Origin of the sequence: Sphingobium sp. TB-6 (assembly GCF_012927365.1) — a bacterium.
GTDB lineage: Bacteria > Pseudomonadota > Alphaproteobacteria > Sphingomonadales > Sphingomonadaceae > Sphingobium.
Window position 1 is genome coordinate 173,843 of sequence record NZ_JABBGL010000001.1, and the last position, 19,827, is coordinate 193,669.

19 protein-coding genes are annotated in these 19,827 nt (G+C 63.4%); 14 read left to right on the forward strand and 5 right to left on the reverse strand.

Annotated elements, in window-relative coordinates; all coding sequences use genetic code 11:
* Window positions 1-108: 108 nt before the first annotated feature.
* The 3 genes from HHL26_RS00720 to HHL26_RS00730 all read right to left on the reverse strand — a co-directional run bounded on the left by HHL26_RS00720 (window position 109) and on the right by HHL26_RS00730 (window position 4,064).
* Window positions 109-2,145, reverse strand: a complete 2,037-nt coding sequence (locus tag HHL26_RS00720; RefSeq protein ID WP_169575695.1) for a M3 family metallopeptidase — start codon at window positions 2,143-2,145, stop codon at window positions 109-111.
* Window positions 2,146-2,241: 96 nt separating this feature from the next.
* Complete coding sequence (locus tag HHL26_RS00725; protein ID WP_169575696.1) at window positions 2,242-2,631, reverse strand: nuclear transport factor 2 family protein; 390 nt, start codon at window positions 2,629-2,631, stop codon at window positions 2,242-2,244.
* 74 nt (window positions 2,632-2,705) lie between these two features.
* Window positions 2,706-4,064: an FAD/NAD(P)-binding protein gene (locus HHL26_RS00730; protein ID WP_169575697.1), complete on the reverse strand. Its 1,359-nt coding sequence runs from the start codon at window positions 4,062-4,064 to the stop codon at window positions 2,706-2,708.
* On the opposite strand from HHL26_RS00730, the gene HHL26_RS00735 reads away from it, so the two are divergent.
* From HHL26_RS00735 to HHL26_RS00760, 7 genes are all read left to right on the forward strand, one after another.
* A complete protein-coding gene (locus HHL26_RS00735; RefSeq protein ID WP_140404524.1) occupies window positions 4,047-4,283 on the forward strand; it encodes a hypothetical protein in 237 nt (78 codons plus the stop codon). The two genes, HHL26_RS00730 and HHL26_RS00735, sit on opposite strands and share 18 nt — an antisense overlap.
* A 116-nt stretch (window positions 4,284-4,399) precedes the next feature.
* Window positions 4,400-5,407 (forward strand): nitronate monooxygenase family protein, encoded by a 1,008-nt coding sequence (locus HHL26_RS00740; protein ID WP_169575698.1) that lies wholly within the window; start codon window positions 4,400-4,402, stop codon window positions 5,405-5,407.
* On the forward strand, window positions 5,404-6,042 hold the full coding sequence (locus tag HHL26_RS00745) for a TetR/AcrR family transcriptional regulator (protein WP_087573658.1): 639 nt from the start codon (window positions 5,404-5,406) through the stop codon (window positions 6,040-6,042). The genes HHL26_RS00740 and HHL26_RS00745 overlap by 4 nt, the downstream gene beginning before the upstream one ends.
* Window positions 6,043-6,252: 210 nt before the next feature.
* Window positions 6,253-6,387 carry a hypothetical protein gene (locus HHL26_RS24450; RefSeq protein ID WP_257721821.1) on the forward strand — a complete coding sequence of 45 codons (135 nt, stop codon included), beginning with the start codon at window positions 6,253-6,255 and terminating at the stop codon, window positions 6,385-6,387.
* Window positions 6,377-7,366: an aliphatic sulfonate ABC transporter substrate-binding protein gene (locus tag HHL26_RS00750; RefSeq protein ID WP_169575699.1), complete on the forward strand. Its 990-nt coding sequence runs from the start codon at window positions 6,377-6,379 to the stop codon at window positions 7,364-7,366. The genes HHL26_RS24450 and HHL26_RS00750 overlap by 11 nt, the downstream gene beginning before the upstream one ends.
* 6 nt (window positions 7,367-7,372) lie before the next feature.
* Complete coding sequence (locus HHL26_RS00755) at window positions 7,373-8,551, forward strand: acyl-CoA dehydrogenase family protein (RefSeq protein ID WP_169575700.1); 1,179 nt, start codon at window positions 7,373-7,375, stop codon at window positions 8,549-8,551.
* Between the two features lies 1 nt (window position 8,552).
* Entirely contained in the window at window positions 8,553-9,497 is a 945-nt protein-coding gene (locus HHL26_RS00760; protein ID WP_169575701.1) for a D-isomer specific 2-hydroxyacid dehydrogenase family protein, read from the forward strand.
* A gap of 25 nt (window positions 9,498-9,522) precedes the next feature.
* Here HHL26_RS00760 and HHL26_RS00765 read toward each other — a convergent pair whose 3' ends face one another.
* On the reverse strand, window positions 9,523-10,359 hold the full coding sequence (locus HHL26_RS00765) for a LysR substrate-binding domain-containing protein (RefSeq protein WP_087573654.1): 837 nt from the start codon (window positions 10,357-10,359) through the stop codon (window positions 9,523-9,525).
* A 286-nt stretch (window positions 10,360-10,645) separates the two neighbouring features.
* Between HHL26_RS00765 and HHL26_RS00770 the strand changes: the two genes are divergently transcribed.
* Genes HHL26_RS00770 through HHL26_RS00795 form a run of 6 tightly spaced genes read left to right on the forward strand, consistent with a single transcriptional unit; the run spans window position 10,646 to window position 16,229 of the window.
* Window positions 10,646-11,464, forward strand: a complete 819-nt coding sequence (locus tag HHL26_RS00770; RefSeq protein WP_087573653.1) for an ABC transporter permease — start codon at window positions 10,646-10,648, stop codon at window positions 11,462-11,464.
* Between the two features lie 2 nt (window positions 11,465-11,466).
* Complete coding sequence (locus HHL26_RS00775; protein WP_066563419.1) at window positions 11,467-12,261, forward strand: ABC transporter ATP-binding protein; 795 nt, start codon at window positions 11,467-11,469, stop codon at window positions 12,259-12,261.
* Window positions 12,258-12,884, forward strand: coding sequence for a cysteine dioxygenase (locus tag HHL26_RS00780; RefSeq protein WP_169575702.1), 627 nt, complete (start codon window positions 12,258-12,260; stop codon window positions 12,882-12,884). Before HHL26_RS00775 ends, HHL26_RS00780 begins: the two co-directional genes overlap by 4 nt.
* Entirely contained in the window at window positions 12,881-14,155 is a 1,275-nt protein-coding gene (locus HHL26_RS00785; RefSeq protein WP_169575703.1) for a rhodanese-like domain-containing protein, read from the forward strand. Before HHL26_RS00780 ends, HHL26_RS00785 begins: the two co-directional genes overlap by 4 nt.
* A 15-nt stretch (window positions 14,156-14,170) precedes the next feature.
* Window positions 14,171-15,259 (forward strand): LLM class flavin-dependent oxidoreductase, encoded by a 1,089-nt coding sequence (locus tag HHL26_RS00790; protein ID WP_169575704.1) that lies wholly within the window; start codon window positions 14,171-14,173, stop codon window positions 15,257-15,259.
* A 1-nt stretch (window position 15,260) separates the two neighbouring features.
* Window positions 15,261-16,229, forward strand: coding sequence for an ABC transporter substrate-binding protein (locus HHL26_RS00795; protein ID WP_087573649.1), 969 nt, complete (start codon window positions 15,261-15,263; stop codon window positions 16,227-16,229).
* Window positions 16,230-16,589: 360 nt separating this feature from the next.
* On the opposite strand, the gene HHL26_RS00800 is transcribed toward HHL26_RS00795, so the two are convergent.
* On the reverse strand, window positions 16,590-17,276 hold the full coding sequence (locus HHL26_RS00800; protein WP_169575705.1) for a TetR/AcrR family transcriptional regulator: 687 nt from the start codon (window positions 17,274-17,276) through the stop codon (window positions 16,590-16,592).
* Between the two features lie 226 nt (window positions 17,277-17,502).
* Here HHL26_RS00800 and HHL26_RS00805 point away from each other — a divergent pair, with 226 nt between their 5' ends.
* Window positions 17,503-19,824 carry an arylsulfatase gene (locus tag HHL26_RS00805; RefSeq protein WP_169575706.1) on the forward strand — a complete coding sequence of 774 codons (2,322 nt, stop codon included), beginning with the start codon at window positions 17,503-17,505 and terminating at the stop codon, window positions 19,822-19,824.
* Window positions 19,825-19,827 lie beyond the last annotated feature (3 nt).

Below are 19,827 nucleotides of genomic sequence, written 5' to 3' on the forward strand. Positions count from 1 at the left end.
TGAACCATGTTCCTGCGAAGGCAGGAACTCAGTCCCGCCCTCGCCTCATCCATATAATGTCTGAACCGGGCTCCTGCCTTCGCAGGCGCACTATTATCGGGACAAAGTCTAGGCGGCCAGACCCCTCATCCGCAACAAGGCGTCGACCTCCGGCGCGCGTCCGGCAAAGGCGCGGAAATTCTCGGCGGCGGGACGGCTGGCCCCCGCGGCGAGTATCTCGCGCCGGAAAGCGGTCGCGCCGCCGCCTGGAATGGCGCCATGGGCGAAAATCTCGAAGGCGTCGGCCGACAGCAGTTCCGCCCAAAGATAGGAATAATAACCCGCCGCATAGCCGCCCGCGAAAATATGGCTGAACGCATGGGCGAAGCGGTTCCATTCCGGCGGATGAACGACGGCGACGGCCTTGCGGACCTGATCCAGCATGGCGTTGACCTGCGCGCCCTTGGCCGGATCATAGTCGCGGTGGAGCAGCAGGTCGAAGGTCGCAAACTCGATCTGGCGCAATATGGCAAGGCCCGCCTGGAACTGGCGTGCGGCGAGCAGGCGGTCGAACATTGCCTGCGGCAGCGGTTCGCCGCTGTCGACATGGCCGGACAGGCCGATCAGCGTGTCCCGGTCCCATGCGAAATTCTCCATGAACTGGCTGGGCAATTCCACCGCATCCCATTCCACCCCGCTGATGCCGCCGATCGAGGGCAGGTCCACCTCGGTCAGCAAGTGATGCAGCACATGGCCGAATTCGTGGAACAGCGTCACCACGTCATTATGCGTCACCAATGAGGGGCGGTCGCCCGTGGGCGGCGCGAAATTGGTGGTGAGATAGGCGATGGGCAGATGCAGGCGGTCGGCATCGCGGAAGCGGGAACGGCACACGTCCATCCATGCCCCGCCCCGCTTGCCCGCGCGCGCGAACAGGTCGAGATAGACGCCCGCCACCACGGCGCCGTCCCCATCGAGCACGTCGTAGAACAGCACGTCCGGGTGCCAGGTCGACACCCCCTCCCGCGTGACGAGGCGGACGCCGAACAGCCGTTCGATCAGCGCCTGGGTGCCTGCAAGGACGCGGGGCAGGGGGAAATAGGCCTTGAGCGCCTCCTGATCGACGCCGTGCAGCGTGCGGCGCATCGCTTCGGCCACATAGGAAAGGTCCCAGGGTTGCACATCGTCCAGCCCCAGATGCTTGGCGGCGAAGGCGCGGGCTTCGCCCAGTTCGCGCTCCCCGACAGGTCGCGCCCGGCCAGCGAGGTCGGCCAGAAAGGCCAGCGCTTCGTCGGCATCGGCGGCCATTTTCGTTTCCAGCGAATGGGCGGCGGAATCGGCAAAGCCCAATATCTGCGCCGCTTCATGGCGCAGGGCCATGATCGCGTCGATCCTTTCGCTATTGTCGTGGCTCTTGTCGTCCGCCTGATCGGAGGCGCGGGTGTTGTGGGCGCGATAGACGCGTTCGCGCAAGGCCCGGTCCTTCGCATGAAGCAGGATCGCCAGGACGCTGGGCTGGCGCAAGGTGATCAGCCAGCCGGTCAGCCCCTTTTCCTGCGCATAGGCAGCCAGGATCGCCTTGTCGCTCTCCGGAACGCCCGCCAGAGTCGCTTCGTCGGTGAGATGTTCGCTCCAGGCTTCGGTCGCGTCCAGCACCGCATTGCCGAATTTGGTGCTGAGGTCGCTCAGCGCCACGCCGATGTCGAGGAAACGCTGCCGCGCCTCGCCCTCCAGCGCGACACCGGCAAGGCGGAAGCCGCGCAGGGCAAGGACGACCGCGCGCTGCGCTGCAGGCGGCAAGCTGGCGAAATCGGGACGCGCGGCAAGGTGCGCCACGGTGTCATGATGGGCACGGTTCTGGCCAGCCTCCATCAGATAGGTGGTCATCAGCGCCTGGGCGGCGGCATGCGCCTCCCGCAATTCTGGCGTGTCGGCCACCGATGCGAGATGCCCCACCGGCGACCACACCCGTGACAGCAGGAAATCGGCGCGTTCGGCCGCCATGACCACCGCATCGAAATCATCCTTCCCGCTGGCGGTGATCCTTTCGACGGCAGCGCGATGCGCGGCGATGGCGTCTTCCATGGCGGGAACGACATGGGCCGCCTGTATGGCCGCGAAATCGGGCAGGTCACTATCGGCCAGGAGGGGATTGGCAGTCGTCATGATTTCTCGCAGCTTTCAGGGTCTCGACGGATGAGGCATATCCTCTAATTGGGCGCTGGCGAGCGGCTGTTCAAGCGTTTCCGGCCGATGCGCCAATCAGGCGAGGGTCAGGTAGATTTCCGCTTCGATGACCCAATCCGCACCGGCCTGCCGCCATTTGGCGCTATAGCTGCCCGATGCGACAAGGCGACCCGCCCCGGCGGCCACGCCCTGCCAGCGGCCATGCTCCAGCGCGATGGGCTCGACCGTCGAGGCGACGATGCTGTCGGGCGTGCGGATATAGAGGGTTCGCTCCGCCGCGCTGAATTCCCGTTTCCACGCCTGAAGCTGCGCCTTGCGGCCGGAGATGACGGCGCTGTCCGTCCCGGTGATGAGAACGGCATGGAGGGCAAGCAGCGGCCCGATGGCATTCAGGTCCGCCTCGGCCAGAGCGCGGTTGAAATCGGCGCGGCGCAGGCGAATGGCAAGGTCGGGGGATGTCGTCATGGAATCGCTTTAGAAGATGCCGGTCAAATCCGCACCTCATCTTGCGCGGGCAGGCGTAAACAGGTCATGCCCTTTCACAATCCTTCGGCCTCGACCCAATGAGCGCCGGTGATTTCCCGCGCCAGTTCCCAGACCTGACGGCGGATGTCGGGAACGGCGACGATTTCCCAATGCGCGCCACGCGTCATCGGTCCGACCACGAACAGCCGCTGTTGGGCCGATCCGTTGCGGGCGATGGCGTGGCATTGCCGGTCGACATCGATGCCGATCGCCAGCGGATCGGGCCGGATGTCGCCGCGAATCGCCAACTGACGCAGCAGCGGATCGTCGGTGCGCCGCAGGTCGCCCAGCGGGCCTGTGCAATTGACGACCCGGGCGAAGGGCAGGGTCTCCCTCTCGTCCTGTCCGCGCCTGCGCAGATGGACGTGAAGCGTGCGGCCGTGGGGAACGGCCTCCACCACCTTGGCGGCATGGATTTCCAGCCGCCCTTCCGCCTGCATCGCCGCAAGTCTTGCGGCGACCTGCGGGGCGAGGCGGTGGCGGTGCACATCCCAATAGGGACGCAAATGGCGCAGGAAGCGGCTGCGTTCTTCCGCGCTGGCGGCGCGCCACATATCCTGGGTGAAGCGGCGAAGTTCATCGACGGCATTGCGCCAGCCGATCTCCGCGCTGCGGCTGCGCAGCGTGCGAACCAGCGTTGAGGCGGCGCCCCTCGGACGGTCGCTGCGGGCTGTGTAGGGCGCTGCCGGAGCATGGCTTTGCGGGGCCAATCCACGGCGGGAAAGTGCGACGATCCGTCCCCGAAAGCCGGCGCTGTCCAGGCTGAGCGCGCAGTCTACGGCGGTCAGCCCGCTGCCGAGCAGCAGAACCCGATCGCTTGGTCCCAATCCTTCGGCAATGGATGCGGCCCAGGGATCGTCGACATAGGATGCGCTATGGCCGGACAGACCGGCAAAGGCGGGCAGGTCATGGGGCGGTAGATTGCCGGGCGCCAGTGCGACGATGTCGGCATCCACCCCACCGCCTGACCGCAGGTCGATATGGACGCCGTCGTCGCGCAGACTCAGATCGACCGCTTCATCCGTCACGATGGTCAACCTGTCGCTGGCCTGTCCCCGCACCTTGTCCAGCATCGCGCAGAGATAGGCGCCATAGTCGCGCCGCGTGGCAAAGCTGCCTTCCTGCCCCAGCCCTTCCTGTTTCAGCCAGTCGGTAAAATGATCCGGGCTGTCGGGCAGCGCGCTCATATTGGCGGCGCGCACGTTGAGGATATGGCCGGCCTGCGCGGCGCCATAGGCCAGACCCCGGCCCAGGCGGTCGCCCTGGCGCTCCAGCATCGTCACCCGCAGCGTGCCGTGCCGAAGCAGGTTGATGGCCAGCAACGTGCCGCTGAACCCGCCCCCGATGATGGCGGCATGATCGACCTTCAGCATGGATCAAGCATTTCCAATCTGAATTCGCCCAGACAGCGCCAATATTCTTGCCGGAAACCAAGGATTTCCGTGGCGTTTTCGGATGCCCTGCGTGAGATGGCAGTTCAAGAAAAATCGCGCATGGCAACGATAAAGCTGGCCGCCGTTCGCGGCTTTGCGCCAAAAACCGCTCAGCGGCCGCAGTTCGATGCCTGCATCATATCCCACGATCTCGAGTGACGAAACAGCGCTTTCGCAAGCTTCCTGCGGGGCCAGAAAAAATCCCGCGCGTCAGAATTGAGAAACATTGTTTTTTATGGTAACAACGTTTCCATCATGGTCTAGGAGATTTCATTATGCGCACCCGGATTACCGATTTGCTCGGAATACAGCATCCGATCGTTCAGGGCGGTATGCATTTCGTGGGCTTGGCCGAACTGGCCTCCGCGGTTTCCAACGCCGGGGGACTGGGCGTGATCACGGGGCTGACGCAACGCACTCCCGAAGCGCTCGCGCGCGAGATCACCCGCTGCCGCGAAATGACCGACAAGCCGATCGGCGTGAACCTGACCTTTCTCCCGACGTTCGCGAAGCCGCCCTATCCTGAATATATCCAGGCCATCGCAGAGGGCGGCGTTACCATTGTGGAGACGGCAGGCCGGAGCCCGGAGGCCTATATGCCCGCGCTCAAGGCGGCGGGGATCACGGTCATCCACAAATGCACCTCGGTGCGCCATGCCTTGAAGGCGGAAGCGATCGGCTGCGATGCGGTGAGCGTCGACGGCTTTGAATGCGGCGGCCATCCCGGAGAGGACGATATTCCGAACATGATCCTGCTGCCGCGCGCCGCGGACGAATTGCGCATACCGTTTCTGGCGTCCGGCGGCATGGGAGACGCGCGCAGCCTTGTCGCGGCCCTCGCACTGGGCGCCGACGGCGTCAATATGGGGACCCGGTTCATTGCGACCCAGGAAGCGCCGGTCCATGCCAATGTGAAGCAGGCTCTGCTTGATGCGACCGAGCTCGATACGCGGTTGATCATGCGGTCTCTCAAAAACACCGAACGCGTGTTGAAGAACGAGAATGTCACCCGTTTGCAGGAGATTGAGCGGGAAAAGGGCAGCGCCCTCACGATCGACGACATTCACGATCAGGTTGCGGGCGTTTATCCGAAGGTCATGGTCGATGGCGATATGGACGCGGGCGCATGGAGCTGCGGGATGGTCGTCGGCCTGATCCGGGACATTCCGACGGTCAAGGATCTGATCGACCGGATCATGGCCGATGCCGAAAGCATCATCCGGCGGCGGCTATCCAATTTCCTTGCTGAAGGCGTTGCGGATCATCAAACTGTCGCCGCATGACCGCACCTTCTATCATAGGCAATATCCGGGCCGCCCGGTCGGCATTGGAGGCGGAGACTCGTTCGACCCTCCTGTCGGCTGCCGCGGCCTTGTTGAGCGAAGAGGGGCCGGGCGCGCTGACGGTCCGGCGCGTGGCCGAAACCGCCGGCGCTTCGACGAAGATGATCTATACCCATTTCGGCGGCAAGGACGGTTTGCTCGAAGCTCTTTACCTGCACAGCTTTGCCGAGTTGGTCCTTGCGTTTCAAGCACATGCCGGGGAAGCCGACAGCGCCCGGCGGCTGGCCCTGATGTTGGGAGCCTATCGGTCTTTCGCTCTTGACGAACCGGCGCTCTACAATGTGATGTTCGGTGATCTGGGCCGGGCGTGGGAAGCGCCCGCCGCCTGTCGCAAGCAGGCCTGGCGCAGTTTCGAAACGCTAAGGGATGCCGTGCGCGACGATTTGCCAGCCGACCGCAGACTTGATGCCCAGCATGTGACCTACGCATTGTGGGCAACGGCGCATGGAGTGGTGAGTTTGGAACATCGCAAGCTTATCGGTCCGACGTCCGGCGCCGCAGCCATTTTCGATAGTGCGCTTAACGCAATTTGCGCGGCCAACGGCATGAGGTGCAAATTGCAGACGCACCCTTAGCCGGGCGCGCCAATCGTTATTCCGGCGACGCTTCGCAGATATGATCCGACCCGGCATGGTCTGGTTGCGGCTGCGCTGTGATGCAAACGGCCGTCTGAAGCCGGAACGGCAGTGAATCAAAGAATTCTTATAGTTCCGACAGCATTGCTTGTGAGACTTATCTCTACTGATAAAATAGATAAATAAGCAATGGCTGTCGGAAGGACAAATATGAACCCGTTGCGTTTCCTGATCGACTCCTGGAGTCGTTTGCGCGATGCCGCTCGTCGCGAATTTCTGCGCGATCCCGACGTGATCCTGTTCGATCGGGCTGCGCCGAAGCAGGAAAGCCTCGGTGGTCGCTGAAGGCTGGTCGCGGCGCGGTTTTCTGGCGGCTGGGGCTGCATCCGGGCTGTTGCTGTCGGGGTGCGGCGCCGGTCGCGATTCCCGGCCCCGTCTGCGCGTCTCGATCACCGGCAAGGGGGAAGGCGATACCCGGCTGTTGTTCAAGGCGGCCGGAATCGCGGCCAAGGGTTTCGATCTGCGCTACAGCGAATTCCAGTCCGGCCATCTGGTGGTGGAGGCGTTGAACGGCGGTTCGCTCGATTATGGCGGGATGAGCGAGATTCCGCCCATTTTCGCCGCCGCGTCGACGATCCAGAGCTTCCGGCAGATCGCCGTCACCCATGGCGACGTCAATAACCAGGTGGTGCTGGTGCCCAAGGGCTCCAAAGCGCGCTCCATTGCCGATCTCAAGGGCAAGCGGGTGGGCTATGTGCGCGCCACGACCTCCCAATATTTCCTGATCCGGATGCTCGAAGAAGTAGGTCTGGGATGGGACGATATCACGCCCGTCGCCATGGGCGTCTCCGATGGCGCGGCGGCCTTTTCCCAGGGATCGCTGGACGGTTGGGCGATCTACGGTTTCCCGATCCAGCGGGCGGTCGCGACCGAAGGCGCCCGGATATTGCGCACGGCCTATGGCATATTGTCGGGCAATTATCTGGTGTCCGCCCATGTCGATGCGCTGGCCGATCCGGAAATGTCGCAGATCATCCGCGAATATCTGGCGCTGGTGCAGCAGGCCTTTGGCTGGGCGGCAGCGCACCAGGATGAGTGGGCAGGCATCATCGCCCAGGATATCGGCGTGCCGCGCGATTATGTGGTGGACCAGTTCCGGCGCAAAAGCGCCAGCTATGAACTGCGCCCCGTGACCGATGCGGCCATCGCCTCCCAACAGCAAGTGGCGGACCTTTTCTTCGCCCAGAAGCTGTTGCCGAAGGCGGTCGACGTGTGGCCTCTCTGGGACAAGCGGTTCAACGATTCCATACCGAAAAGAGGCTGAAAAATCATGGCCAGCCAAGCACTTGTTCCCGAAACCCCGTCTCCCGAGCCGATCGGCTCCGAATTGCTGGACCGCATCACCCGGCAATTGGCGGCAACGGCGGAAGCCTATGACCGGAGCGCGGAATTTCCCCGCGCCAATTTCGATCTGCTGGGGCGGGAAGGGCTGATCGGGCTGACCGTCCCGGTCGAATATGGCGGGCGCGGCGCGGCCCTCTCCGAAGCGTTGCGCGTGCTTGGCGCGGTGGCCAAGGGGGAGCCGTCGACAGCGCTGATCCTGTTCATGACTTACCATTATCATGCGACCCCGGCCCGGGCAAAGGGCTGGCCGCAGGGGATTTACGAGCAACTGGCGCGGCAGGCGGTGCAGGGGCGCGGATTGATCGGCGGGCTGCGCGTCGAGCCGGAGTTGGGGACGCCAGTGCGCGGCGGCCTGCCCGCGACGGTGGCGCGGCGCACGGCCGATGGCTGGGCGATCGGCGGCACGAAAATCTACTCCACCGGATCGACGGGCCTCGACTGGTTTTCCGTATGGGCGAAGACGGATGAGGAAAGCCCCCGCGTCGGCAATTTCCTGGTCCGTTCCGACAGTCCGGGCATCGACATAGAACCGGCCTGGGACCATCTGGGCATGCGCGCGACCGTCAGCCATGCGGTGCATTTCACGGATACGCCGGTTCCGCTCGATCATGCGGTCGACATCCGTCTGCCCGAGCAATGGGCTGCGGGGGCGGGCGATCCCAGTCTGGCGATCTGGAACGCGCTGTCGATTTCGACCATTTATGATGGCGTGGCGCGGGCTGCGCGTGACTGGCTGCGCGCCTATCTCAACGATCGGGCGCCCAGCAACCTTGGCGCTTCGCTGGCGACCCTGCCGCGGGTGCAGGAGAAATTCGGGGAGATCGAGGCGCTGTTGCAGGTCAACCGCACGCTGATCCGCGATGCCGCCGCGCGCCATGACGCAGGTGATCCGCCCGGCGCGGTGGAGGTCAACAACATCAAATATCTCGCGACCGCCAACGCGATCCGCGCAGTGGAAATCGGGCTGGAATTGACCGGCAATCCGGGCATCAGCCGCAAGAATCCGTTGGAACGCCATTATCGCGACGTGCTGTGCAGCCGCATTCACTCGCCGCAGAGCGATACCATATTGATCGCGGCGGGACGCGCCGCGCTGGGGAACTGACATGTCCTTGATCATCGCCAGCCAGTTGGAGCCCGATTTCAATCGTAGCCTTGGTCTGCACCCGTCCGCCCCGACCCTGATCGACGTGGCGGAGGAAGAGCCGTGGACCGCCGCGGATGAGGCGGACATATTGCTGGTGCGGCCCTCTCCGGCCTGGCGGCAATCGGCGCAGGAGCGGCCCAAAATATGGCCGGGGCGGCTCAAATGGGTCTATAGCGCCTCGGCAGGAGTGGATTTCTATCCCGGCTGGCTGCTGGATGCGCCGCTCGTCACCTGCGGTCGCGGGGTCGCTTCGGAAGAGATCGCTGATTATGTGATCGCCGCCATCTATGCGCATGCCAAGAATCTGGAGGCGGTGACGGTGCGCTCGCGGGAGCAGTGGGCCCAGCGTCCGCTGGGCCGCGTGTCTGGAACGACCATCGGCATCGTCGGCCTGGGCGCGATCGGCGCGGCGGTGGCGCGGCGCGGTCTGGCGCTGGGCGCGCAGGTCGTCGGCTTGCGGCGAAGCGGGGCGCAATCGGGCATCAGCGGCGTGCAGCATGTCCGCGATCTCGAAACGCTGGTGGCGGAGGCGGACCATATCGTCATCGCCGTGCCCGGAACGCCGGAAACCCGCCATCTCTTTAACCAAGCCCTGTTCGCGCGGATCAAGCCGGGCGCCCATCTCATCAACGTGGCGCGGGGGTCCGTGATCGATCAGGAAGCGCTGGTCGATGCGCTGGATCGGAACCGGCTGGGCTTTGCCACTCTGGACGTCACCGAGCCGGAGCCGCTGCCCGAAGGCCATGCGCTCTACAGCCATCCGCATGTCCGGCTGACACCGCATATTTCCGGCAATTACACCCTGATCCGCCATCGGTTGCTGGACAAGGTCAATGACGATCTGTCCCGCTTCGTCCGGGGTGAAAAACCCAGCGACATCGTCGATCCGGCGCGGGGTTATTAGGGCCGGTCGACGTTCTATTATCGAGTCAGAGCGTCTGAACTGTCTCCCGCGCCAGTTCGGCAAGACGATGCGCCGCCTTGTCCAGCTTTTCACCCGCGCGCAGGATGGCGGCGACGCGGGGCAACTGCGGCAGCTTTTCATGTTCCAGCGCTTCGCTGTCGCCAAGGAACAAATGGGTGCGGCAGGTGACGCCCAGCCCCGCACCAACCGCCGCCTTCAGCGTCGCCAGATTGGGCGTTTCCACCGCGATCCGCCATTGCAGCCCGCTATCTTCCAGCGCCCGGATCGCGGCTTCGCGGAACCGGCAGGGCTCCTCCAGCACGGCCAGCGGGATCACCTCGCGCTCGACCAACGCGGCCTCGCCATACCAGCTCATGGGGGCGATCGTCACCGCATGGGGATCGTTGGGCGCGGCGAAGCCGAGCAAAATGTCCAGTTCGCGGCGGTCCAGCAAGGTCTGCAACTCCGCAGTACCGGCGACCCGCGCATAGATTTGCGCATCGGGATGCAGTTCGGAAAAGCGCGACAGGAGCCCGCTGAGCAGGCTGTCGGCAAAATCCTGGACCATGCCGATACGGGCCGGCCCTGCGAAACGGCCGGCGCTGACCGCCGCGACGGCTTCATCATGCAGCAGCAGCACGCGCCGCGCATAATCGAGCAGCACTTTCCCGGCGGAGGTCAGGTTCAGCCGCCGCCCTTCCCGAAGGAACAGCGTCTGCTGCACCAGTTCCTCCAGCCGCTTGATCTGGAGGCTGAGCGCAGATTGGGTCACGAACACCTGCTCCGACGCGTTCAGCATCGATCCGGTGTCGACGATGGCAACGAAGCTGCGAAGCAAATTGGTGGGCAGATTGACCGGCATGAAAACCTCATCGAAAGGGAAGCCGCCGATCCGAAGCCGGGAACGGAGTAGCTGTCTTATCGCGAAGGCTTATATATCAATCAAAATAGTAGAGATTTAATATGGCCAGGAAAATCTTGGCTCAAACGGTCGAAGCACGCAAACCCGCCATTTCCTGCGGCCAATGACGCCCGATTTGCGGTCAATCGCTCCATATTAACACCCCTCATAGGTCGGCCGAATAAAACTTAATTGAATTGGTAGAGAATTCATGTTGGGCTTTCCCTCACCACAAGAGGGCGAGTTGATGACGGTTGTGACAGTGAACAGGGGCGGTCCCGGATATTCCGACGTCCGGAGATTTTCTCTGGCGCGCTTCGGCGGACGTTGGCTTTCGCCCGTCATTCTGCTGCTGCTCTGGGAATTGGGGTCGCGGAGCGGCCTGATCCCCGAACGGACCCTGGCCGCACCCTCCGCCGTGATCGGCACGCTGGTCGAAATGCTGCTCTCTGGCGAATTGCCTTCGAACCTGCTGGTGTCCTTTGCCCGAGTCGCCGCTGGCTTGCTGATAGGGGTGGTCCTTGGCCTTGGCCTTGGCCTCGTCGCCGGTCTATCCCGAACCGGGGAGCTTGCGGTCGACCCGCTGATGCAGATCAAGCGGACCATTCCCGCTCTCGCGCTGACGCCGCTTTTCATTGTCTGGTTCGGCATTGGCGAGACGCCCAAAGTGGCGCTGATCGCTTTCGGGACCATCTTCCCCGTCTACCTCAATCTCTATAGCGGCATTCGAAGCGTCGATCTGCGCCTGCTGGATGCGGCGAAGAGCTTTGGCCTCAGCCGCTGGGAGCAGATCTGGCATGTGGTGCTGCCGTCCGCGCTGCCCTCGCTGCTGGTGGGGCTGCGCTATGCCTTGTCCGTTTCCATCCTGGTTCTGGTCGTGGCGGAGCAGATCAACGCTTCGGCGGGGCTCGGCTATCTCATCAACAATGCCCGCGATTTCATGCGGACCGACATCATCGTCGTCTGCCTCATGGTCTACGCCATTCTCGGCCTTGGCGCCGACTGGCTGGTCCGCAGCATCGAAGCCCGCGCCCTGATCTGGCGCCCCAGCATAGTGGAGCAATAAGCATGGACGCCCGTCTCGGATTTACCGCCCTGCAAAGCGCCGCCGATCACCTTCCGCATCCAGAACCCGTGGTGAGGCTGCGCGATTTCACTCGCCGCTTCGGCCCCAACACGATCATCGATGGCCTCGACCTCGACATCGCGCCGGGCGAGTTCATTGCCCTGCTGGGCCGCTCCGGTTCAGGCAAGACGACGTTGCTGCGGACGCTCGCGGGGCTGGACGAGGTGCGGGGCCAGGATGTGGAAGTCCCTGATTCCCGCGCCGTGGTGTTCCAGGACGCCCGTTTGCTGCCCTGGAAGCCGGTGTGGAAGAATGTGGCCCTTGGCCTGAAAGGCGACCGGGTGCGCGACCGAAGCGAGGCGGCGCTCAAGGAAGTCGGCCTTGGCCATCGGCTCGACGCCTGGCCGCTGACGCTGTCGGGCGGGGAGGCGCAGCGCGTCGCGCTCGCCCGCGCTTTGGTGCGCGAACCCACGCTGTTGCTGCTCGACGAACCTTTCGCCGCGTTGGATGCGCTGACCCGCTATCGGATGCACGACCTTGTCCTGTCGCTGTGGCGCGCACATCGGCCAGCCGTGCTGATCGTGACCCATGATGTGGAGGAAGCGATCGCACTGGCCGACCGGGTGTTGGTGCTCGACAAGGGACGCATCGTCGCGCAGGAGCGGATCACGGCTCCCCGCGGCGAACGATCCGGCATTTCCGGTCGTCTGCGCGAAAAGCTGCTTTCCTATCTGGGTGGCGAGGATCATGGCGACGGTGTCGTTCCCTTCGCGCCCATTGCTGAGGCGGCCGAATGAACGCCGTCTCGGCCATAGAGCGGCCTGTCGATAGCCGCACGGACATTGGCCGCTTGCGCGGCTTCGTCACCGCCTTTGCCGATCTGCTGGCGGCGACGCGTGACGAAGGAGCGATCCTGGAAAGCGGTCGCGCCCTGCTGGGCCGCCTGATCGCGAAGGACGACTGGTTGCCTGAAGAGTTCACCCGCCCGCATCCCGATCGCTACCAGCAATATTTGCTCCATTGCGACAGTCGGGAACGGTTCAGCGTCGTCAGCTTCGTCTGGGGACCGGGCCAGTCGACGCCGATCCACGACCACACCGTCTGGGGCTTGGTCGGCGTGCTGCGCGGCGTGGAGAAGGTCGAGCGGTTCCGCCAGTCGCCCGACGGCCGATTGATCCCGCATGGCGAGCAATATCTGCGCGAGGGCGAAGTCGACGCCGTATCCCCCCGCATTGGTGACATTCATCGCGTGACCAACGGCCTTGCTGACCGGCCGTCGATCAGCATCCATGTCTATGGCGCCAATATCGGCGCGGTCGAGCGGGCGACCTATGCGCCCGACGGCACCCCCAAGACCTTCATATCGGGTTACGCCAACGGCGTGATCCCCAACCTCTGGGACAGATCGAGAAACGCATGACCACCGACACGCTGGACCGTATAGGCGACCGCACTTTGGCTGCCACGCCGCAGGATATTCGTCGCGCCCTGCTGGTCGGCAGCGAGATCGCTCTGATCGACGTGCGCGAGGAACATGAATTCGCGCAAGGCCACCCTCTTTTCGCTGCCCAGATTCCACTGCGCCGGATCGATGAGGAAGCGCGCTGGCGCATCCCGCGGCTCGATACGCCGATCGTCGTCTATGACGATGGCGAAGGGCTGGCGCGCAAGGCGGCCGTGCGGTTCGAGGGTCTGGGCTATACCGACGTCCGCGAACTGGAAGGCGGTCTCCATGGCTGGCGCGAGGCGGGCTATGAGCTGTTCGAGGATGTGAACAGCTATTCCAAGGCCTTTGGCGAACTGGTCGAGCATCGCCGCCATACGCCTTCACTGGCGGCCGAAGAGGTGCAGGCGCTGATCCGGGACAAGGCCGATATCGCCATTCTCGACGCCCGCCGCTACGAAGAATATCACACGATGAGCATCCCGACCGGCACCAGCGTGCCCGGCGCCGAACTGGTGCTGCGCGCCCGGTCCATCGCGCCCGATCCCGACACGACGATCATCGTCAATTGCGCGGGCCGCACCCGGTCGATCATCGGCACCCAGTCGCTGGTCAATGCGGGTTTGCCCAACCCGATCTTCGCCCTGCGCAACGGCACGATCGGCTGGACGCTGGCGGGGCACGAGCTTGAAACCGGTCAGACCCGTGTGGCGCCGGAGGTCGACAATCGCTCGGTCGAAGGCGCTCGCGCCCATGCTCGGGAAGTCGCCTATCGCGCCGGGGTGAAGCGTATCGGCTGGGATGAGCTGGAAGAGTTGAAAGCGGACAGTGCGCGCACCCTCTATCTCTACGACGTCCGCCAGCCGCGTGAATATGAAAGCGGCCATCTGCCCGGATTTCGCAACGCGCAGGGCGGCCAGCTCGTGCAGGAGACCGACCATAATGCTCCGGTGCGTGGGGCCCGCATCGTCGTCACCGACGATCTTGGCCCGCGCGCCGACATGACCGCCTCCTGGCTCGCGCAACTGGGGTGGGAGGTCTTCGTGCTCGACGTGGACTGGTCCGCAGTGACGCTGGAAAAGGGGTCCGACGGCGCGCCCAGCCCACGCGGGCCGGAGGGCCGCTACAAGCGCCCCTATGAAGGCACGGACAACAAGGCCGCCGCCATGCAGGCCTATCTCGACTGGGAATATGGCCTCGTCGCTCAATTGGAGCGCGACGGCACCCACGGCTTTTTCGTAATCTGATTTTGAGAGGCGATTATGAGCGTCAAGTTTATCGGCTATATCGGCTTCAACAACGGCTCTGAAACCCAGTCGGCGGTGCGCAGCCGCACGCTCGACAAGGATTATGTCGAGGCGGCGGCCAAGGCGCAGGAGGAGGGCGGCTTCGACCGCGTGTTGATCCCCTTCGGCTCCAACACGCCCGAAAGCCAGATCGTCGCGGCCCATGCGGCGGCGATTACGTCGACCCTGGGATTTCTGGTCGCGCACCGCCCCGGTTTCACCCAGCCGACGGTCGCGGCCCGGCAATTGGCGACGCTGGACCAGTTGTCCGGCGGCCGCGTTGCCGTCCACATCATTACCGGCGGCGCTGACGAGGAAATGGCGCGTGACGGCGACACGAAGAGCGTGAAGGCGGAACGCTACGCCCGCACCGATGAATATCTGTCGATCCTGCGTCAGGAATGGACGGCGACCCAGCCCTTCGACCATCAGGGCAAATTCTATGACGTGAAACAGGCGTTCAGCGCCATCAAGCCCGACAATCTGCCGGTCTTCTTCGGCGGTTCGTCGCCCGAAGCGATCGATGTCGCCGGGCGTCATGCCGATGTCTACGCCCTGTGGGGCGAAACGCTGGAGGCCGTGCGGGATACCGTGCGGCAGGTGCGCCGCTCGGCGGTGCGCTATGGGCGCGATCCGGGTTTCTCGCTCTCGCTGCGCCCGGTGATCGCGGACACGGAGGAAGCGGCGTGGAAACGCGCGGCGGAGATCGAGGAGCAGGTGCGCGAAAATCGCGTCGCCGCCGGGCTGCCGCTTGCTGGCCATCGTCCGGCCAATGCCGGGTCGCTTCGCCTGCTCGAAACCGCGAGCGCCAATCGGCAGGACAAGCGGCTCTGGACCGGCGTCGCGGCGCTCACCGGCGCGGCGGGCAACAGCACGGGGCTGGTCGGCACGCCCGAACAGGTGGCCGATGCGATGCTCGATTATTATGACATCGGCATCGATCATTTCCTGATCCGCGGCTTCGATCCGCTGGGCGACTCCATCCTCTATGGCCGGGAACTTCTCCCCATCGTGCGGCGCAAGGTTTCTGAGCGGACCAAGGCCGGTCTGGCGCTGGCGGGCTGATATGGCGAAAAACAGGGGCGCGATCATCGCGGTGGCACTGGTGGCGGCGGCAGGCTTCGGCCTTGCCGCCGCGAAATTTGGCGGCGGCGATGACGACAAGGTGCTGCGCGTCGCCAATCAGAAGGGGCAGGTCAAATCCATGATGATCGCCTCGGGCGTGCTCAAGGATGCGCCTTATGAGGTCGAATGGTCGGAATTCCCGGCGGCTCAGCCCTTGCTGGAGGCGGTGGGCGGCGGCGCTGCGGATCTCGGCCTGGCCGCCGACGCGCCCTTCATCTTCGCCTATCAGAGCGGCAGCCCGGTCAAAGCCATAGGCGTACAGGCGCCATTTGCCCCAGCCGGGGAAGCGCTGGCCATATTGGTGAAGAAAGACTCGCCTGCGCGGTCGGTGCAGGATCTGATCGGCAAATCCGTCGCCACCACGCGGGGGTCGATTGGCCATCATCTGCTGCTTCAGGCGCTGGAGCGGGCGCATATCCCGGCGGACAGGGTGCGCGTCACCTTCCTGCCGCCCGGCGATGCCAAGGCCGCCTTCGACAGCGGCGCGATCGACGCCTGGTCCACCTGGACGCCCTATACCAATGTGGCGATCAAGGAAGGCGCGCGAGCCGTGGTCGATGCGAAGGATTATGGCCTGCCCATCTATATCGACATCGCCCACAGCGATTCCATCGGCCCCAAGCGCGCTTTGCTCGCTGATTTCCTCCAGCGGGAAGCAAGGGCTGTCGAATGGGCGCGCGCGCATCCTGACGAATTCGCGCAAGTGCTGGCAAAGGAAACCGGCCTGCCGATCGACATCGCCCGCGCCAGTTTCGACCGAAACAACCGCGTGGCCCAGCCCATTGACGGGAAGATCATCGCGCATGAGCAGGACATCACCCACCGATTCCAGAAAGCCGGTCTGACTGAAGGCAAGCGGCCTGTCGCGGATGCCTTCGACCGCAGTTTCGGCAAGGGCGGGCGAAGCTGAACTTCGCCACTAGCAAGCAGATCTAAAATTCAAATTTACTCATAGTTCCTATAGCGAAGTTATTTCTCAATCGATTAATAGAAAATAGACGGTCCCCGGAAACCGGGGGATAAATCCATGAACCTTGATCGCCTTTATCTGTGCTCGACCGCACTTGCAGGAGCGCTTCTGACGTCCGCGCCCTTGTTCGCGCAGACTGTTGCGACGCCCGACAGCGCTGCGGCCGAAGCCGCCGCTGACGCAAGCGCCATCATTGTGACCGGCGTGCGCGGTGCGCCGCGTACCGTATCCAGACAACGTGCATCGGATGGCTATGCTCAAGTGACGGGGGCGGGGATTGGCTTGGGCGCGGGTTGCGGTCTATTCGGCGGCCGCCGCGAATGCCGCCCAAGACTCTGGCGAAACGGGCGCTGTCAGTATCCTGATTCCCGCATCCAGCGTTTCGCTAAGCGTCGCCTCTTCGCTGACGGCCAGGCGGCCTGTGCTGAAGAGCTGATCGTCTAGGTCGGTCAGTGCGTGCCAGTAAAGGGTGGTTGCGGCTAACATGCGGGAACTGAACAACGCCCAAGGCATCGGACCCACGGCGGTGCGGAGGAGTTCCACGAGATGCTCGGTGAGCGGTGCAAGTTCGGCTGCTTCGCGCCTCCGCTGGGTGAGACTGTGCCGGCTGCGGAGGCCGAGGAGGAAACCGGCATAACTGCGGCGTCCCTTCTGGTCGCGTTCCTCACTCATCGGCCGCAGGATCACTTCGAGCAGCGTGCGTGGGTCTTCCGCTCGGCCGTCTTGCCGGGCCTTTGCCAACAGGGCGCCGCGGCCGACCTCCAGGGATGGCAACCTGCGAACGAAGATCGCCCAGAATAGGGCCTCCTTGTCGCCGAAATGATACTGGACGACGTAGGAATTCGATGATCCTACAGCGGCTGCGATCTGGCGCAGTGAGACGCCCTCCAGCCCGTGGTATCCGAACAGCCTTTCCCCCGCTTCGATAAGCTGCGCTTTGGTGTCGGATTCAGCAGTTTGCTTTCGCCTGTGACCGATTGACCGCAATCTGAGCTCCTATTCCTAAACCGCTAGGGGACGAGTCGCATGTGGGTGAGCGAAACACCGGATAGACGACTATAAGGCCTCATGCGACATACATTTGAAGGAATATTTAATACATATGATAAAAATGATTTGGCATCCGTTTGTTCTGCGTTAAGAGCGCAAAGGTCTGAGGGTGCGCGCCAGGGCAGGGCTGCGTGACCTCCAGGAAAGGATGAGGGAGAAAAACATGCGCCCCCAAAGCAAGGCTGAAGCGCGTAAAGAGAGGTCATGCAACGGCAGGAGGAGCCGGCGGTTTCTATGCCTGTTGCTCGCTGGATCACTTTTCCCGTTCTCGGCAAGCACAGCGGTCGCTGGGCCGCCGCCGGCGACGCCGTTCGAATGGCCGAAGGTTCCAACGGCGCCGGCGCATGCGCCAAACGTGCTGTTGATCTTGACAGATGACGTGGGCTTCGGCGCGTCGAGCACCTTCGGCGGTCCGATCGCTACCCCTACGTTCGACCAATTGGCAAGCCGGGGATTGCGCTACAACAACTTCCACACGGCTGCTGTTTGCTCTGCCACGCGCGCCGCCCTGCTGACCGGACGGAACCAACACGACGTCGGCATGGGAGGGGGGACCACTGACGGGCCGCAGCTTTCTAACGGCTACACCACCATTCTGCCGAAGAACGCCGCCAGCGTGGCCGAGATTCTGCGTGAGAACGGCTACAACACTGCGGCGTTTGGCAAGTGGCATCTGGTGCCTCAGTGGGAGGAAAGTGCCGCAGGACCATTCGACCGTTGGCCGACCGGCAAGGGGTTCGAATATTTCTACGGATTCCTCAATGGCGAAACCAGCCAATACGCGCCGCAGTTGTTCAATGGCATCACGCCCGTCGAGCCGCCGACGAATGAGCCAGGCTACATCCTTGACCGGGATCTCGCCGGCCACGCGATCCAATGGATCGCCAATCATAACGCCGTCGCACGCGACAAACCTTTCTTCATCTACTACGCCCCCGGCACGGCCCACTCTCCGCTGCATGCGCCGCAAGAATGGATTGACCGTTATCGCGGCAAATTCGATGAGGGCTGGGATGCATTGCGCGTCGAAATCCTCAAGCGTCAGAAAAGACTGGGCATTGTGCCGCCTTCGACCAAGCTCTCGGCCCGGCCAGCAATGTTGCCGGCCTGGAATAGGCTGACGGCCGAGCAGAAGCGGGTCTATGCCCATATGATGGAGGTCTATGCCGCCGCGCTCAGCTATTGCGACGATCAGATTGGTCAGGTGATCGACACCCTGCGACGAGAGGGTCAGTTGGACAACACCCTCATCATCTACATCCAGGGTGATAACGGCTCCAGTGCCGAAGGAGGGTTTCAAGGGCTGTGGAACGAAACGACGGTCATGAACGGAGTCCCCGAAGACTTCGCAATGATCAAAGATCGGCTGAACAGCTTTGGTGGTCCAAGAGCCTACAACCATTTCCCGGCGGCTTGGGCGAACGCGATGAGCACTCCGTTCCCCTACTTCAAACGGATCGCCTCGCACCTGGGGGCGCATGCCAACGGCCTAGTTGTCTCCTGGCCTGCGCAGATGCCCGCGCGCGGGATCAGGCACCAATTCCACCATGTCATCGACATCATGCCGACCATATTGGAGGCGGCAGGGATAACGGCGCCGGACACAGTGAATGGCGTTGCCCAAAAGCCCATCGAGGGCGTCGGCATGAAATACACGTTCGATGCGCCGAACGCGCCGACCCGTCGCCGCACGCAGTATTTCGAGGTGACGGGTGGGCGCGCACTCTATCACGAAGGTTGGTTGGCCGCGGTCACACCAGTGAGGATGCCTTGGGAAATAGCCCCTTGGCGACCGTTCGACCCGGCTGCGATGCAATGGGAACTCTACGATCTCAACGCCGACTTCAGTCAATCGACAGATGTCGCCAGACAGCACCCCGGAAAGCTGCGCGAACTGCAGGCCATGTTCGATCGGGAAGCTTATCGCAATCAGGTCTATCCGCTTATTCCTCAGGGCGGACGTCCGCCGTGGGCGGAGGTCTCGCGGGACGTCTTCACCTACACCATGCCGGTCAACCGCGTTCCCTCTGCGCAGGCACCCAACATCCTGAACCGCTCATTCGAGATCGCCGCCAAGGTCGACATCCCGACCAGCGGCGGCGATGGCGTGCTTGTTGCCCAGGGTGGCCGCTTCGGCGGTTATTCGCTATTTATCAGGAACGGGATACCAACGTTCGCCTACAATATGCTTGGCTTGGAGACGACGGAAATCAAGGGCGCTGTGTCGTTGACCCCGGGTCAGCATGACATCAATCTGCGCTTTCGCTACGATGGCGGCGGAGCCGGAAAGGCTGGGGCAGCCGACCTGTTGGTTGACGGAATCCAGGTCGGTGAGGGTCGCATCCCCCGCACGATCCCAATGATCATTTCGCTAAGCGAGACCTTCGACGTCGGATCGGACACCGGCACACCGGTTTCTGCGGAATATGGAACGCCCTTCGCTTTCAAGGGCCATCTGATACGGTTGTCCGTCCAGCCGGAATGATTA